The 16,166-nt window shown below is 42.7% G+C and carries 15 protein-coding genes; 13 read left to right on the top strand and 2 right to left on the bottom strand.

Annotation, left to right across the window (positions count from 1 at the left end; genetic code table 11):
- The 3 genes from ACHA99_RS17965 to ACHA99_RS17975 all read left to right on the top strand — a co-directional run.
- On the top strand, nucleotides 1-486 hold a 486-nt coding region (locus tag ACHA99_RS17965; RefSeq protein WP_393944210.1), incomplete at its 5' end, for a CheR family methyltransferase.
- Nucleotides 473-1,093 carry a chemoreceptor glutamine deamidase CheD gene (gene cheD, locus ACHA99_RS17970; protein ID WP_393944212.1) on the top strand — a complete coding sequence of 207 codons (621 nt, stop codon included), beginning with the start codon at nucleotides 473-475 and terminating at the stop codon, nucleotides 1,091-1,093. The genes ACHA99_RS17965 and cheD, both read left to right, overlap by 14 nt.
- Before the next feature lie 3 nt (nucleotides 1,094-1,096).
- Complete coding sequence (locus ACHA99_RS17975) at nucleotides 1,097-2,146, top strand: chemotaxis response regulator protein-glutamate methylesterase (protein ID WP_263148274.1); 1,050 nt, start codon at nucleotides 1,097-1,099, stop codon at nucleotides 2,144-2,146.
- A 108-nt stretch (nucleotides 2,147-2,254) separates the two neighbouring features.
- Here ACHA99_RS17975 and ACHA99_RS17980 read toward each other — a convergent pair whose 3' ends face one another.
- Nucleotides 2,255-3,889 carry a diguanylate cyclase gene (locus ACHA99_RS17980; RefSeq protein WP_028759909.1) on the bottom strand — a complete coding sequence of 545 codons (1,635 nt, stop codon included), beginning with the start codon at nucleotides 3,887-3,889 and terminating at the stop codon, nucleotides 2,255-2,257.
- A gap of 391 nt (nucleotides 3,890-4,280) precedes the next feature.
- Here ACHA99_RS17980 and ACHA99_RS17985 point away from each other — a divergent pair, with 391 nt between their 5' ends.
- The 4 genes from ACHA99_RS17985 (at nucleotide 4,281) to ACHA99_RS18000 (ending at nucleotide 7,358) form a co-directional block, all read left to right on the top strand.
- Entirely contained in the window at nucleotides 4,281-4,961 is a 681-nt protein-coding gene (locus tag ACHA99_RS17985; protein ID WP_393944214.1) for a class I SAM-dependent methyltransferase, read from the top strand.
- Nucleotides 4,951-6,012, top strand: coding sequence for an HNH endonuclease (locus ACHA99_RS17990; RefSeq protein WP_393944216.1), 1,062 nt, complete (start codon nucleotides 4,951-4,953; stop codon nucleotides 6,010-6,012). The genes ACHA99_RS17985 and ACHA99_RS17990 overlap by 11 nt, the downstream gene beginning before the upstream one ends.
- Nucleotides 6,013-6,326: 314 nt before the next feature.
- Nucleotides 6,327-6,755 carry a hypothetical protein gene (locus tag ACHA99_RS17995; RefSeq protein ID WP_219250807.1) on the top strand — a complete coding sequence of 143 codons (429 nt, stop codon included), beginning with the start codon at nucleotides 6,327-6,329 and terminating at the stop codon, nucleotides 6,753-6,755.
- A 21-nt stretch (nucleotides 6,756-6,776) separates the two neighbouring features.
- Nucleotides 6,777-7,358: a hypothetical protein gene (locus tag ACHA99_RS18000; protein WP_393944218.1), complete on the top strand. Its 582-nt coding sequence runs from the start codon at nucleotides 6,777-6,779 to the stop codon at nucleotides 7,356-7,358.
- Nucleotides 7,359-7,455: 97 nt separating this feature from the next.
- Here ACHA99_RS18000 and ACHA99_RS18005 read toward each other — a convergent pair whose 3' ends face one another.
- On the bottom strand, nucleotides 7,456-9,066 hold the full coding sequence (locus ACHA99_RS18005) for an ABC-F family ATPase (RefSeq protein ID WP_393944220.1): 1,611 nt from the start codon (nucleotides 9,064-9,066) through the stop codon (nucleotides 7,456-7,458).
- A 535-nt stretch (nucleotides 9,067-9,601) separates the two neighbouring features.
- Between ACHA99_RS18005 and ACHA99_RS18010 the strand changes: the two genes are divergently transcribed.
- The 6 genes from ACHA99_RS18010 to ACHA99_RS18035 all read left to right on the top strand — a co-directional run bounded on the left by ACHA99_RS18010 (nucleotide 9,602) and on the right by ACHA99_RS18035 (nucleotide 16,090).
- A complete protein-coding gene (locus ACHA99_RS18010; RefSeq protein WP_393944222.1) occupies nucleotides 9,602-10,198 on the top strand; it encodes a VF530 family DNA-binding protein in 597 nt (198 codons plus the stop codon).
- Between the two features lie 795 nt (nucleotides 10,199-10,993).
- Nucleotides 10,994-11,182 carry a hypothetical protein gene (locus ACHA99_RS18015; RefSeq protein WP_249195761.1) on the top strand — a complete coding sequence of 63 codons (189 nt, stop codon included), beginning with the start codon at nucleotides 10,994-10,996 and terminating at the stop codon, nucleotides 11,180-11,182.
- Nucleotides 11,183-11,734: 552 nt separating this feature from the next.
- On the top strand, nucleotides 11,735-12,703 hold the full coding sequence (locus ACHA99_RS18020) for a helix-turn-helix transcriptional regulator (protein WP_263202499.1): 969 nt from the start codon (nucleotides 11,735-11,737) through the stop codon (nucleotides 12,701-12,703).
- Nucleotides 12,700-13,893, top strand: a complete 1,194-nt coding sequence (locus ACHA99_RS18025; protein ID WP_173496905.1) for an EAL domain-containing response regulator — start codon at nucleotides 12,700-12,702, stop codon at nucleotides 13,891-13,893. Before ACHA99_RS18020 ends, ACHA99_RS18025 begins: the two co-directional genes overlap by 4 nt.
- A 3-nt stretch (nucleotides 13,894-13,896) precedes the next feature.
- The gene (locus ACHA99_RS18030) at nucleotides 13,897-14,196 is read left to right on the top strand and encodes a hypothetical protein (RefSeq protein ID WP_393944225.1); all 300 of its coding nucleotides are present in this window, start codon (nucleotides 13,897-13,899) and stop codon (nucleotides 14,194-14,196) included.
- The gene (locus ACHA99_RS18035; protein WP_393944227.1) at nucleotides 14,186-16,090 is read left to right on the top strand and encodes an ATP-binding protein; all 1,905 of its coding nucleotides are present in this window, start codon (nucleotides 14,186-14,188) and stop codon (nucleotides 16,088-16,090) included. The genes ACHA99_RS18030 and ACHA99_RS18035 overlap by 11 nt, the downstream gene beginning before the upstream one ends.
- Nucleotides 16,091-16,166 lie beyond the last annotated feature (76 nt).

A 16,166-nucleotide genomic window follows, 5' to 3' on the forward strand; every position in this document is an offset into this window, starting at 1 on the left:
TCGATTGCGATTGTCGTCGCTGAACATTTCAACAGTTTTAAAACGCCTATCGAGATCATTGCTTCCGATATCGACAGCGGGGTACTTAAAAAGGCTGAAATGGGCATTTATCCTTTAGAGCGTATCGATACTGTCAGCGATATTCGCAAGAAACGGTTTTTTCACCGTGGAAGGGGTTCACAGTTGGGTAATGTGCGCGTTGTGCCCGAATTAAAGCAGATGCTCAAGTTTACCCGCATCAATTTACTCGATTCTTTTTGGCCGCTAAAAACGCCAATCGATGTGATTTTTTGCCGTAATGTAATGATTTATTTCGATAAAGAAACGCAGGAAGTCATATTAAAACACATGATGAACTCCCTTAGCGAGGATGGGCTTTATATTGCGGGACATTCGGAAAATTTTAATATGTTCCCGCAAATCATCACTGCCGTTGGTCAAACAACCTATCGGCCAGTGAAGGGGCTCATGAGTGCTAAAACCTAATATCGAATATGCTATTGCAGAGCCGAATCGCTATCACGATCATCATTTTGGTTGCGATGCGGTAAAAATATTACCCGGCGAATATTTTGCCACCCGTGAAAATACCATGATAGTGACAGTGTTAGGCTCCTGCGTCTCAGTGTGCTTGTATGATCCTAAGCTCAAAATTGGCGGAATGAATCACTTTTTATTGCCAAGTGACAATAGCAATTGTACTGGGGTGCTCGCCGATTCTGCCCGTTACGGCGTGTATGCCATGGAGTTGTTAATCAACGACTTACTCAAGCTTGGCGCACAGCGCAACTCACTCGAAGCTAAGGTGTTTGGGGGCGGTAATATGTTACGCAGTTTTACTGTGCACAACATAGGTGAGCGTAATGCTGAGTTTGTGATTGAATATCTCAATCTTGAAAATATCCCTATCGTTGCTGCCGATTTACTCGATGTGTATCCGCGCAAAGTATATTTTTTTCCCCATACGGGAAAAGTGAAAGTCCGTAAAATTAAATCCATGCATAACAGCACAATTCTTGACAGGGAAAGTGAGTATCGTTTACGGGTTCGTAATTTACCTTCGGGCGGTGACGTTGAACTATTTGGTGATTAAGTTATGACGATCAAAGTGTTAGTTGTTGACGATTCTGCGCTAATGCGCAGCTTGCTCGGTAAAATGATTGAGGCTGACTCTGAACTGTCTCTGGTTGGGCTCGCTGCCGATGCCTATGAGGCCAAGGATCTGGTGAATCAATTTCGCCCCGATGTGATTACCTTAGACATTGAAATGCCCAAAGTAGATGGTTTAACATTTTTGGACCGCTTGATGAAAGCCAGGCCCACTGCAGTAGTGATGATTTCATCGTTAACCGAGCAGGGCGCTGATGCGACATTTAACGCCTTGGCCTTAGGCGCGGTGGATTTTATCCCTAAACCGAAATTAGACTCGCCCCAAGGTATTCATGATTATCAGGATTTGATTTTAGATAAGATCAAATCTGCCGCGAAAGCCAAAATCATCAAGCCGCAGAAATTTGTTGAGCCAGTACGCCCTGTTTCAAGTAAGCGGCCAATATTGGCCAATACAACCCTGACACAGCATTTAGTCGCGATAGGCGCATCTACTGGCGGTACAGAAGCCATTCTTTATGTATTACAACATTTACCCGCGGCTATGCCGCCGATAGTGATCACCCAACATATGCCAGCGGGGTTTACCCGCACTTTTGCGGAACGTTTAAATCGACAGTCACGGATTACTGTCAAAGAAGCCGAGCATGGGGAACGACTCTTACCCAGTTATGCCTATGTTGCCCCTGGCGATCATCACCTTGAGATCATCAAAGTGGGTGGTAGTTATAAAGTTAAATTAACCCAAGATGAAAAGGTCAGTGGCCACAGACCTTCGGTCGATGTGATGTTTACGGCCTTGGCCCAATGTGCCGCGCCCAATATGAGCGCGATGATTTTAACCGGTATGGGCAAAGATGGCGCCGAAGGCATGGTGGCGTTACACCAAAAAGGCGTCACTACATTTGCCCAAGATGAACAAAGTTGTGTGGTATTTGGCATGCCACGAGAAGCAATAAAGTGCCGTGCAGTAGATTATGTAGTGGAGTTATCGCAGATGCCGAGCAAGCTCATTAACCATTTAAGCTCACTGTGACCGCCCACGCTGAGTGGGATTAAAAAGTAACGAATAGAACGTGAGTCTCGCAGGAAGAGCATTACGCCGAACTGATTTGTGCGCTGCAGTGGCTCATTCTGTTTAGGGTTAGTCAGTCGTAGAAACCACGAGCTGATTTCTACCTAAACGCTTAGCTTCGTAAAGGTTTTTATCTGCCAGTAACAGACAATCTTGAAATTCCTCACATTGATCCGAAAAGGCTAAACCGCCGCTGAGCGTCACCTTAAATTCGACGCCATCTTCAACAAATACGATATGGCTAAAGCTTTCACGGATCGCATTCAACTTGGCAATCGCCAGTGGTTTTTGCATATCTGGCAGCACTAACATAAATTCTTCACCACCGTAGCGGCCGGTAAAGTCAGTTTGACGTAAGGATTGTTGTAACAGGTGGGCAAATGCCAACAACACCTTATCACCACCGGAATGACCATAAGTATCGTTGACCTTTTTGAAGTGATCTAAATCGAACATAGCGATACAAACTTGAGAGTTAATCCGTTTCGCTACGTTAAAACAGCGTCTCGCCGCCACCAGAATTTGGGTATGATTTAACAGCCCAGTTAAGCTGTCGCGACTAGCCGAACTGCGAATATCATGACCCCGTTGCGCACGGGAAATCACCTGCGCGACGAATAAACTCGGTGCGGTTTGCTTTGAAATTAAGTCATCTGATCCCGCTTGTATGATGCTGACCTTATTCTGCATCGTATCGTCTGAGCTCAACACGAGAATTGGGCTCGAGGTGTATTTATCCAATTGGCGGATCATCTTTGCCAGCTCAAGCCCGTTCACTTCGGGCATGTACAAATCGAAGATAAACAAATCAGGCTCAAATTGCTCAAGGGCAGGCAAGACTTGCTCGGCACTGGACAACCCTTTTACCATCAAACCATGGCTGCGTAATAGGCTTGAAAAGTAATCCACCATAGATTGTTGATCATCCACCAGTAACACCTTAAGCGGCTGTTTCTCTGACATCTTGAGAGATTGATGGATTTTGCGCACCAATAAAGTGGTTTCCGCAGGTTTAACAAAATATTCGCTGACGTTGGCACGAATGGCCAATAGCCGCATGTCAAAATCCCCCCGCGAGGATAAAACAAATACTCGGGTATTGTTCTTCTCAAACTCAGTGGCAGCTTCGAACAAGGCCTCTTCAGTCCAATCTGGTAGAATTAAATCTAATAAAATCAGATCGAAGGGCGTTTTATTTTGCACCACCAGAAAGCTCGTGAAATTCAAAAAATGCTGCACACTAAAACCGAACTCTCGCAGCTGCTTTGTGATCATAGCGCCGACATTACCATCGTCTTCTATGATTGCAATATGGTGCTCATGGCGCGCCTTTGATGGTTTATAGGGGCTTTGCTGCATTTGCGCCTCCACTACCGGCGCCGACGGTTGGCCGCGCATATTGTTTTGTAACAACTGGTGGAAGAGGGTATCTAAGCCTTTGATAGTAGGCAGTTCGGGGGCTGGCGCATTGAGCAGCCCCTTAAGCAGCAACTCCAGTTTATCGACTATGTGTTTGGTATCTGACAACCCAAAGGTCTCGCTCGACCCTTTTAAGTTATGCACCTCTCGGTACACGGCAGACAGCATGTGTGCGTCCCAATTTTTACGCAATGAAATCCACAAGGTAATGATTTGTTTCTTTTTATCCGGCAGTGCATGTAAAAACTGTCGTTTAAGTTGCTCTAACGAATCTTCAAAACTCATAGGCAATAGATATCCTAAATAATTGAGCCCTAGGTCTTAATCTCTATGTAGACGCTACGCTAAGACGTTAAAACCCGTTCACTCCCACACTGAAATGGAAACTGCTCTGGAGAAGCATGTAACAGATTCAATCAATTGCACTTATCTTTACACTCACTCATAGAGTGTAAACCACTGCGACAAAAACGACGGGGAAATGCTGAGATTGCATAGGCATTGATAAGAATATTGGGTCGAATAGCCGAAATCGGCACAGTGATCGCGAACAGTATAATGCTAAATATTTTATGCAAAACAGCATGATAATGATGACATGTATTTTTTATCAAATACGACTGTGATAAGTTAGCGTCTGTAAAAACAATCACTTGTTGCAAAAGGATCGTTGTCAGTGAGCACAGTGTTTTATAATAACCACGCCGAAATACTCGCGGCACAGTATTTGTCTAAAACCTTTGAAGAAGTGCATTCGAGTTGGTTGCATCATCTTTTGCCTCTACTTACTAAAAATACATTGTCGATATTGGATGTAGGAGCTGGTTCTGGCCGGGATGTGTATTATTTAGCCGAAAAAGCACAGGGCAAAGAGACACAAATTATTGCAGTCGAACCTGCGGTTGTTTTAGCGAAAATGGGGCAGGTGTTAACTCGGGATCTACCCGTGCGTTGGATTGAGGATGGTTTACCTCAGTTGCAAAAAGTGGTTGGCCTAGCGCAACAGTTTGATCTGATTTTACTCAGCGCTGTGTGGATGCATTTATCTCCCTCAGAGCGCCCACTTGCACTAGCAACACTCTCACGCTTACTCAATTCGACTGGACTTTTAGTCATCAGTTTGCGCCATGGCCCAAGCCCCGATGCGCGCGTTATGCACCCAGTCAGTGCCGATGAACTGCTCACACTTGCTGCAGATTGTCAGCTACGACTTTTAGATTTGAGCCAAGATGAAACCGATAAACTCGGTCGCTCACAAGTGCATTGGCAGACGTTAGTTTTTACACCCAAACTGATGCCAAACGTAAATGCACCTGAAGCAAGCGTTATTATTCAGGAGCGACTGAATGCCGATTGATGCGAGAAGACAAGTTGAATTTATTAGCTATTTACAACGTCTGTTAGTTGAAGGGGATTTCGTTGCAACTTACAAATTTGCCTTACTGCATGCGATCGCCGATATCTGTATCGAACGGCCATTAATACTCAATGCCGAGCCTGCGCTGAAAACCGCCATCAGTATTGATGATTTGGTAGAGAAGTTTATTGAACTTTACTGGCAACACTCTTTGCCTTTTGGTGCCAATGATGGGTATTTTGTCTTGATCCAAAATAGTGGAAAGCAATCAGCCTTGATCAACAGTTTGATTGAACTACGCCATCAAGGTGTTAACAGTCTATCCCAGTTAAAAGCGCATCTTAGTTATCCAGCTTTATTGCGTAAAACGCGCGGTACGTTTAAAGATGGCCCCTTATGGCGCTTACAAAACTTGTCACGTAATGAAGAATGTTTTCTTTATCCCCATGATAAAAAGAAAAATTACATCGAGTTGAATCCGGGGATCGCATTTTGCTTCAGGCGATTTCACGATTTAGTGGTGTCATTGGCTCGTACTCAATGGGTACAAAAAATCGCCGAGTTTCCCGCAAATCAGGTCATTATAGGCAGTAAAGGCAATTTAAGTGAGTTTCTGTTTGGTAGCGACAGACAGACGATCACCCATGCTAGACCTGTACTGCTTGATATCCAAAAAGGCCAATGCTTCTATTGCCAAAAATCATTAAAAGAAACAAGCGAAGTGGATCATTTTATCCCTTGGGCACGATATCCTAATGATTTAGGCCATAATTTTGTCCTCGCACATAGCAGTTGTAATAATCAAAAACGCGATCATCTTGCCGCTCAGCACCATAAAGATAACTGGTATGAGCAGAATATTATCCAGCATGGCCAAACGTTACACTCTGAACTCAGTCGATATTTTGTCTGTGAGAGTGATCGCTCTGAAGCCATTACGACTTGGGCTTATCAGCTAGCAGGACAAAATCGCTCGCCTCTCTGGCTCGATAAAAAGACCTTTGTGCCTTTTAATGCATTAGACAATGACCTGTCAAATACAGCAATTTAGAGCATGCTCACAGTTTTATGGCACTTATTTTTAGTACTCGCCAAGGTAAGCAACTGTGCTGCAATTGAATGAGCAACGCTGCCAAGCTAAAGTAATCAATGAACTATTTACATGTTATCTTGGTGGCATTACATTTTATCTTCATTGATTTTGTTACCTGTTGATAGTAAAGGTTTACTTTCTGCAAAGGTAATTGATTTCAAAGAGAATAAGGAGTATTTGGTAGACATATATGGCGCACTCGTTCAGTGACAACAAGCAGATGAATGCACCATGGAATTTATTGATAATACATGTCTAGTTTTGGAGGTTCGATGATGAAATCGATTTTCTTACTGCCCATATCTGTGCTTGTGCTGATAGGTTGTACAACGCCTAAATCGCCGAGCGAAGTCTATGACGAGTACAATGCTAAGGTACAGCAGGGGATGAGTTATCAAGAGGACAAGGCTTACTATACCCAACGTAAGCAAGCGGATGTTGAGTCTAAGTTCCCACAGTATATGCAGCAGATGAAGCAGTCCCGCGATGAAGTGATCGCATCTTATCTTTCATTTTCAAAAGCCGCTGCCAAGTGCAAAGCACTCACCTTAGTGTCGCAGGTGATAGAAGGGGATACGGCCGTTCTTGAATATGCACAAAAAGATCTCTGTGGTAATGCATCGGAGGCGAATGAAAAACAAAGAATTAGCATGATAAATGAAGGTGGTTGGAAAATTGATGAGCTCCAAATTAGTCTCTAAATCATTTGGAATGTCGTATCTATGACAGGATTTTATGAGTTTTTTAGCCTGCCAAACGGAGTTGAAGTTACTTGCCCCCATTGTGCTGGCTGCGCCACTTTTACCTTTGCCCATGTTTTTCGTTTAGAGAAAAAAGATGTGCATTTATTTGAGGGTAGGCAGTTTGAGATCAAGCTGTTTAATCAAAGATTTGCCCATAAATGGCCTGGAGTGCAGTTTTTCCCTCCGCTATTGGATGCTTCTTGGCGGGAAAAATTGCCAGAAAAATACCAAGGTACTTCGACTTGGGAACATAGGGCAAACAGTGCTTTTACAGATGGTACAGATCTTGGTCTTATTTGTTGTTATCAGTGTATGGCAAAACAGAAACATCGACTTGAATGGCCCAATGACGCATTTTATTCCCTTGAGTTTAAAGGTCATTCACTTTGGGCATTTAATAAACAGATGATGCTTCAGATCCGTGATTATATTCAGGCCAAAGATCGCGATGCGGTATTCGAGTCTGAGCCGATAGTCATTCGACATTTGCCGACAATTTTTAAACTGGCTAAAAATCGCGAGATATTGGTTAAAAAAATTAATAAGCTAATGAGTAACTAGTCAGATTTAGCCCAACAAAAAGTCGTCACAGGATAACCAATGACGACTCTTTAATGCGATAACGCTCGGTTAATCGGCGTAAGTTAGCCTAATAACATTACGCGCTCTTTCTCGCTTCCATTTCAGCTTGGCTTGAAAGGTACTCATCGAAAGTGCCTTGGAAGTTAATCACTTTTTTATCTTTAATATCAATGATACGTGTTGCGAGTGACGATACAAACTCACGGTCATGACTGACGAATATCAAAGTGCCTTCAAAGTCTTTCAACGCATTATTGAGTGCTTCGATGGCTTCCATGTCCATGTGGTTAGTCGGTTCGTCCATGATCAGCACATTGATGTCTTGCATCATTAACTTACCGAATAACAAGCGGTTTTTCTCTCCGCCTGAACAGTTACGCGCTTTCTTGTTCGCGTCATCTTCAGTGAACAGCAGACGGCCTAACATGGCGCGTACCATAAGGTCGTTGTGCTTAGGTTGGCGCCACTGTGACATCCAATCCATTAATGTGTAGTCATTATCAAATTCGTCACTGCTGTCTTGTGGACAGTAGCCGATTGATGCGTTTTCTGACCACTTGATCACGCCTTTATTATGTTCTAAATCATTGACTAAGCAACGTAGGAAAGTGGTTTTACCCACGCCGTTTTCGCCGATAATCGCTAATTTTGCACCGGCTTCGAGGATTAAGTCGCCGCCTTCGAATAGCAGCTCACCATCAAACCCGTGGCCCAAATCTTCGAGGATCAGTGCTTGGCGATGCATTTTCTTGCCAGCATCGAAACGAATAGAAGGGTGGATACGGCTAGAAGATTTGACTTCATCGAGCTTGATTTTGTCCATTTTTTTCGCGCGCGAGCTGGCTTGTTTTGCCTTAGATGCGTTGGCACCGAAGCGGTTAACGAAGTCTTGCAGCTCTTCGATTTCAGCACTTTTCTTGGCGTTACCCGACAATAATTGTTCGCGCAGTAATGCCGATTGTGCGAGGAAGTATTCGTAGTTACCTGGGTAAATGCGCAATTCGCCATAATCGATATCCGCCATGTGGGTACAGACGGCATTTAAGAAGTGCCTATCATGGGAAATAATGATCATGGTGCATTTACGTTTGTTCAACTCGGTTTCTAACCAGCTAATGGTATGGATATCCAAGTTGTTGGTTGGTTCGTCGAGCAGCAGAATATCTGGGTTGGCAAATAGCGCTTGGGCTAACAAGACCCGCAATTTCCAGCCCGGTGCCACTTGTTGCATTAGACCGTAATGGAAAGATTCTTCAATACCCGCTTCGAGCAGAATTTCACCGGCGCGACTTTCAGCGCTGTAACCATCCATTTCGGCAAATTCACTTTCAAGATCGCCAACGCGCATGCCATCTTCTTCAGTCATATTCGGATTGGCGTAAATGGCATCGCGTTCCTGCTTGACTTTCCACAGGGCAACATCCCCCATGATCACCGCATCGATCACACTGTATTGTTCAAACGCGAACTGATCTTGGCTTAGGGTACCGACTTTTAAGCCGGGCGTGATGGACACATTGCCAGAGGTTGGCGCTAATGCTCCGCTGAGGATCTTCATAAAGGTCGATTTGCCACAGCCATTCGCGCCGATCAAACCATAGCGGTGACCATTGCCAAATTTCGCTGAAATGTTTTCAAACAATGGCTCAGGGCCAAACTGCATCGTGATGTTCGCGGTAGAGATCAAAGGAGCTTTCCTAGGTATTTGCTAACGGGGATTGTGACAAACAAGCCTCAAAATGAAACATGCGCTTCACCCACTCTAAGCCAAAATAGTAAAGTGGGGATAATAAGGTCGCGGAGTATACAGACTAAGGGCTAAATATGCGAGCTAGTATGTGATGCGTAGCCATAAATCGAGCCGTTTCAGTTGCGTTTATTTGCGGATCGGTGAAGGCGTGAGTTTTTAGCTGTTTGCATGATATCGCAGATATGCCGAGCTAAACTGCCAGCTTGCGGTATTATTTCTTTGCACTTAAGCCGACGCCAAACCTTGCTAGCGCAAATAAAAGAAGGCGTTTAGCGTATTTACCGTTATTATTCCCGCAGTTTTGTCGAGCAGCAGATTTTACGGCTAAAATTTAATGGCTCAGTTTGAAGGCTGTAGGACTGTAAGACCTAAATGTCGCGAGTTTTGTAGCGAATTAAGTCACTCGTTTAACCACTCAATACCGTAAACTAATACCTTAAAATCAGCCAATTGGGCTGGATTTGGAATTCCCATGATAGAAGAGCAACAGAACAACCCATTACACGGCCTTAAACTCGAGACAATGATCACTGAGTTAGTCGATTTTTATGGTTGGAAAATTTTATACGCGGCATTAAAGCTAGGCTGCTTTAACACTAACCCGACCATTGAGGCCTGTATCATTTTCCTCAAAAAGACCGAATGGGCGCGGGAGAAAGTGGAAAACTTCTACCTATACCGATTCAAGCGTATGCCTAAAGCCGTCGGTGAACAGTTTGATCTTAAGCCACGTGAACGTGGTTTTGCCTCGGGTATCGTCCCGCGTAAACCGATGGAACTCACCATAGAATCTATCGCTAAAATGCAGGCACAAGCCAGCGCCGAGTACGAAGCGGGTAATAAACGTCCTAACTCTGGTTATGGCTCAGGTAAGAGCTTTGGTAATGGTTCAGGTAAAAGCTCAGGCAAAAAACCTACGGGGGGACGTGGCACCGGCTCTGGATATGGTTCATCGAATAGCAACTCACAGCGCCGCAGCGAACCCCGAAACGATTTAAAAATGGCTGAGCGTTCAGGACCAAGCCCATCGACGGATGACAACGATCCGTGGGGCACTAAACGCGGCTAATCTCATATCTGCCGAATTGAGTGGGCATAGCTTTCACAGGCGTTAGTTTTACATTCGTTATTTACAGTGACTAGCCTCAGCTTGCTATTTGTATACCCGTAAAAATTAGCTCAGGTATGAGTTAGCTTTTGTAAGAGTCGTTTTGAAGTCATGGCTCTGGTTGTATGATAGAACATCTGATTTATCGCCTGATTTAAAGAGAAGAGGTTAGCTGTTGAATACAGCCAACCTCTTTTTTATGATTAACTATTCACTTTATTGCATTGAGGTGAGAAAAATTTCGGGGATTATAGTTTTAGATTTGCATATCATGTGCATAACCAGTTAATTCATCAATTTGCAATCAGATGGTGCCGGTTGCTCATGTTTACGACCAATACCAGCGCCTTCTCTAACTCCTGTGCTTTATACTTTGTGCCTTTTGTTCATCTTCGTCGCTTAAATGTCCAGAGTTAACGTCAAGATGTTTGACGATACAGCTCCAAGGTAACCATTTAAATGTTTGATTATCATTGGGTAAGTAGTTTTAGCCGTCTTGCTCCACCAGCATTCCCTGTTGCCAAACGCCGCTGCCGACTTGCAGATGCGTAACGGCCAAACCATAGGTTTCGGCGCTGCCGTCATTCAGCGCCAAGGGATATTTCAATCACTACTATATGCGAACTGCGGTTAGGCTTAGCGGCTGGTATTCTTTTGTGTCTAATGCGGGATAACTTAAGTTTGCCTGACATAGCTGAAAAACTGATAATGAGCCCAACCACCTTAAAAGGTGTTTGGCCGAGATGGATTTAAACTTTGGCCAACTTGCCGATATTTGCTGATGAGACCCGTTTAATCAAAGCACGCTATGACTTAGCGACACCTGCGCAAGATGCCCACAGTATTACCACTTCTTTATTCTTCAGCGACGCCAGTGATTATAGGCGTTCCTTTAAACGCTGGACTGGCCCATTACCCACTTATTTTCGCAGCTGGCTTGCTTAAGCCATAAGCCATTAAAAACTATCCTACTTATATCTCTAAGCTGATACTGTCGCTGTTTGCCTATTCCAAACACGAATAACCATGCATAAAAAACGTAGATAAGTGAGAAAAATCCCGAGGTTATATCCCATATTTTGAATATTTAGCGCATAAACAATCAATTTGGCGTTTTATGGCCATTGCTGGTGAATCTTATATTTTATGCGGTTTTATAGGAGGGTCTGTTGATTGCAGTTTTATCTATTATGCAATGATTTAACCGAACGAATAACTAGACACTTTTTTCCATCGCTTTTTTGACTGTGCCATGGTCTCAGATAAACAATGGCATTTATACTCGTTTTCCTATTGCAAAAAACGTGGTGAATAAAAGGCTGAGATGGAGGAACTGAGTGATGAGTGACGAAAAAATCACTGGACTTTATTTCATCGAGAAACTTCAACGCATTTGGATTACTTTTACATTTAGACATCCAGAGCCAGTAGATGACATCGACCATAAGACGTATATGGAGCTGCTAGATAAAATAAAAAATTCAGATGGAACGCGATATGATTTGTACACCTATCTCCTATCAAAGCAAAACAAGTGCACAGACATTCTCCAATTTCTTAAAACACACCAGAACTGAGAATAATTTATCTCAAGAAGATTTATGTAGTCTGCTCAGGCAAAAAAGCTGCCTGTTCGATATGTTAGATTCCATCACTATTAGCCGTTGGGAGCGGGGCGTTAACATTCCATCCCTAGCTAAACAGTCTGAAATCGTTGAAATATTTGGCTCTGAACTGTTTGATATTTATCGGGAGGATAAGAAATTCATCAACGAAGGTTTAGCGTTAATTAACCTTTTTGAATCGACCATAGAACGCAGTGATCATCCGTACTACCGTAATACTCCTTATCGTGTCGAGTTTATCGAAAGCCACCATCAAAACTTTATGACCCTGCTGCAACTTAGTTTGGTTTATGAAAGTAACCCGCGTTTATCCTTTGTGAGCCGTAAGTTATCTCAACCATTTTTTCGTGGACTCTCATTGGTGGTGGCTTTTAGCTTTGGGGATCAAATCATTGGACACAGTCTATTCTGCCGCACTCAAGGCAAAATTGCCCTCGAATTTATGAATGATGAGGTGGACTTGTTTGAGGTCATTAACCATAACAGTCAAGCTTTGCCAGATACCTTAATGGTGTTCTCCTCCTTTGGTGTAACGCCTTATATTGAAAATTATATGATGTCTGTTTATCTCAATGAATTGGCCACGAGTCGCTCACTTAAGTTTTTGAGTTTTAATATCTGTGATGAGTCACTAAAACGAAAATTGACGCAATTTAAGTTGCCCATATTTAAAGTAAGAACGATAGAAGGCGGCTTCAAACCAGTCAAAAACTATTCGTTTTTCTCCAGTCGCACAGAAGTCATGGCGAATCGTAATTTACTTAAGCTTTCTGTTATCCCTACATCCAAATCCCAGACGATCGATCCCATTTTCTTTATGCAGTTAGAGACCAATATATGAATATTCTCATCATAGATGATCAACGCTTTATTAGAGAAACCATGAAAGCTGATATCCATAAGTACTTAGCAGAGGACAATGTGGAGATCTATGAAGCCAGTAATGGTAATCAAGGAATTGAACTGATCTTAGCTGTAGAAGCAAAACTTGATTTAGTCATTTTAGATTTAAAAATGGATCAAGGTGACGGTATTGCGGTGATTAATATGTTGGCCTCCGAGCCCCGATTTACTGCCATTCCGATTGCGGTGATAAGCTCCTCGGATAAACGGACTTTAGAACTGGTGGATAGCATTATCACGGGTTTGAAACTCAACTTGCTTGGCGTATTTGCTAAACCTATCAATGTGAATGACATTTTAACGCCATTGCTAGACGCCTCCGACGATAGAAACCGTGCCCATCAAGATGAGTCTATCGTGCAAGACATGGCGGCGAATATCAATGTGCGGCAATTGCTCAAAAATGAACAATTAATTTTGTGTTATCAACCTAAGATTAACCTTAAAACAAAGGAGATCATCGGTTTTGAAGTGCTTTCGCGGCTTTGCGATCAATCCAATGGCTATATTTATCCCGACGTTTTTTTGCCATTGGTGAATCAGCAGGGGCTAAATAGCTTGTTTTCGCGGATGGTTATTTCCCAAGCATTGCAATGTTGGTCGCGCCAACCGTTATTAATGGCGTTTGCCCTGTCGATTAACATTACCGCAGATGATTTGACTTGTGATGAACTCATTGAGTACATCATCGAATGTGGTCGTGAGTATAAACAAATCCATTTGATTTTAGAGCTCACCGAATCACAGGAAATCATTAACCAAGATAGAGTACTTAACTCAATTGCACGGCTGATCATCAATAATATTGATATTTCCCTCGATGATTTCGGTAAAAGTTATTCTACCTATGATCGTCTTGATGCCATTCCCTTTAAAGAGATCAAAATTGATAAAAGTTTTGTCTCCGATATGGATATCAATCACCAACATTATCTCATCGTAGAATCCACCATCGCGCTTGCGCAGAAGATGCACGTAAAGGTGGTTGCAGAAGGCGTTGAGACAAGTGCAATAGAGTTAATTCTCTCTGAGTTGGGATGTGATGTTGCCCAAGGTTATTTGTACAGCCCCCCGATTGAAGGTCGTTATCTTATTGATTGGATTGCTCAATATAATAGGAGTGCCTAATGTATGAATGCTAATACTGAGTTACCCAAGGCCTTATCTGTATTCTTTGAGCAATACAGCCAAGAACAGCAATCGCGACTGCGATTGACACTGATTGCTGAATTACAGCGAATGCGACTTGAGCTAGAACAATATGAATCTTCTGACAATATCGAAGGGCTGAAACATCAATTTACGGGTATTGCGCGCTACTTGCAGCTTAAAGATATGCTGTCTGTCATGGATGTTTGCGAGCGAGAGCAGTTTGAATATCAGTTATGCAGCTTGCTAAAGGCCGTAATGGATTGCGCTAATGAGCTTTAAATATAGCGCTTGTATCAATATGTTCAGTGGCTTATGGGTCACTCTGTTGGTGCTGTGGTTAACCTTGTCCCACTCACGTTATGAATTTGACTCCATTTACAATAAAAAAGCAGAAGCGGTTTTTACTTCTTCACGGGATATGTTCTTACAACATGAAATTATGTTGGATGCGCTAAAATCGTTTTTTTATGCTTCGAGTGAGGTAACGTCACAGGAATTTGAGGTTTTTGCTAAGGACTTACTGAAGATCAAATCTGCTGTCGCTTTTACACTGACCCCCGAACTTGAACTGGCCTATATCTCTGATCAGACAATGGCGCCAGAACTTAAGCCACTTAAATTAGTCAAGAATAGTAAAGGGGAACTTCAGGCTAGCCTTGCCGATTACACGTTAGCGGTTGTTAATATCGATGGGCCTAATACGCTTTATTTAGTCTATGCCATTTCTCATCAGCGGATATTAGCGCGGATTGAGCAGGAGCAGGGTGTATGTATTAGCTATCAATTTGAACAATCGTTATTGCAAAGTTCATCCTGTAACCATGAGTTTTCCACAGGCATATTTTCAATGTTTAGCTACTCAGATAGCCGAACTTTGGATATTCCTGGATACCAAACCCGTGTGAATTTACGCATAGAATATCAAGTGCCACAAAAAGAGGTTGTCGAGCTAATCGTGATTATCTTACTGATAGCTTCTCTTGGTATTACTCTGTCTTTTCTTTTGTACTTTAAGTCTAAAAATCAGCATATTGTAGAGCAGATTAAGCTCGATAATCGATCTAGATTAGCAGTGCTTTCCAGCATAAATCATGAGATCCGCACTCCTATCAATGCCATTCTTGGCTACAGTCGCATGTTAAAAAAAGCGCGTTCACAACCGCAAAAACTGGACGAAATTATCGATAAAATGACCTGGTCAGCTAACTTACTTTACTCGGTTGCCGAAAATACTTTGAATTACAGTAAGGCTGAAGCTGGGCAGTTAAAATTGAATCGGCATTTAGTCAATTTACACGAATATCTGAGCAATATTGAGGATTACTATCGTGCTTTTAGTGCGACATCGGGTAAACGTTTACAGGTTGTCGTGAATGAGTCTCTGCCGAAGTTTATCGAGCTCGATGGGACTAAGTTATTCCAACTCATGACTAACATTATCAATAATGCCTTTAAATACAGTACGGGTAGCGAAGTACATTGTTATATGGACTTACGTCTTAAACGTAACCATAAAGACCATAGTCCTATGCTTAGGGTACTGATCCGCGATTTTGGCGAGGGTATGTCAAAGGAAGCGCAGCGCGCTTTAGTTGATCCCTTTATGCACGCATCTAACTCATATACAACAACATCGGGCATGGGATTAGGACTCTATACTTGTAATCGATTGCTTGAGCAGGTTGGCGGTAAGTTTATGTTGCGCAGTCAAAAGGGCAAAGGCACCACAGTGCTGTTACATTTTCCCTGCCAACTTACCGAGGTGAAAGAACGATTAACGATTCAATATGATCAACAAAAAGTGTTAATCATAGATGATAATCTGTTTAACCTTGAGATTTGCAAAGCCATGCTAGAGCACTATCATTTTCAAACCTTCAGTGTTGATAACGCAGCGCAAGCACTTAAGATGTTGATTCACTCATTGCCACATATTGTTATTGTGGATTACCGTTTACAAGATATGAATGGCTTGCAACTTATCAAACAGATGCAACAAACATTACAAAACCTTGCCAGTGATACCCAGATTGAGCATCACTGTCGCTTCTTTTTACTTTCAGCTAATGATAGCGATGATATTCCTGAGTTAGCATTATTCCCTGAGGTACATTTCATGCAGAAACCTTTTAGTGCTGAAATATTTCTCAGTAAATTGGCCGTAAAATCGTAAATTATCAAAGTATTGGATCTGATTTTTAAAGCTTATTTGCCGAATGTGTGGGATTTATATCGCGGTAGAGCCAATC

Origin of the sequence: Shewanella sp. S23-S33 (assembly GCF_043359565.1) — a bacterium.
Classification (GTDB): domain Bacteria; phylum Pseudomonadota; class Gammaproteobacteria; order Enterobacterales; family Shewanellaceae; genus Shewanella; species Shewanella oncorhynchi.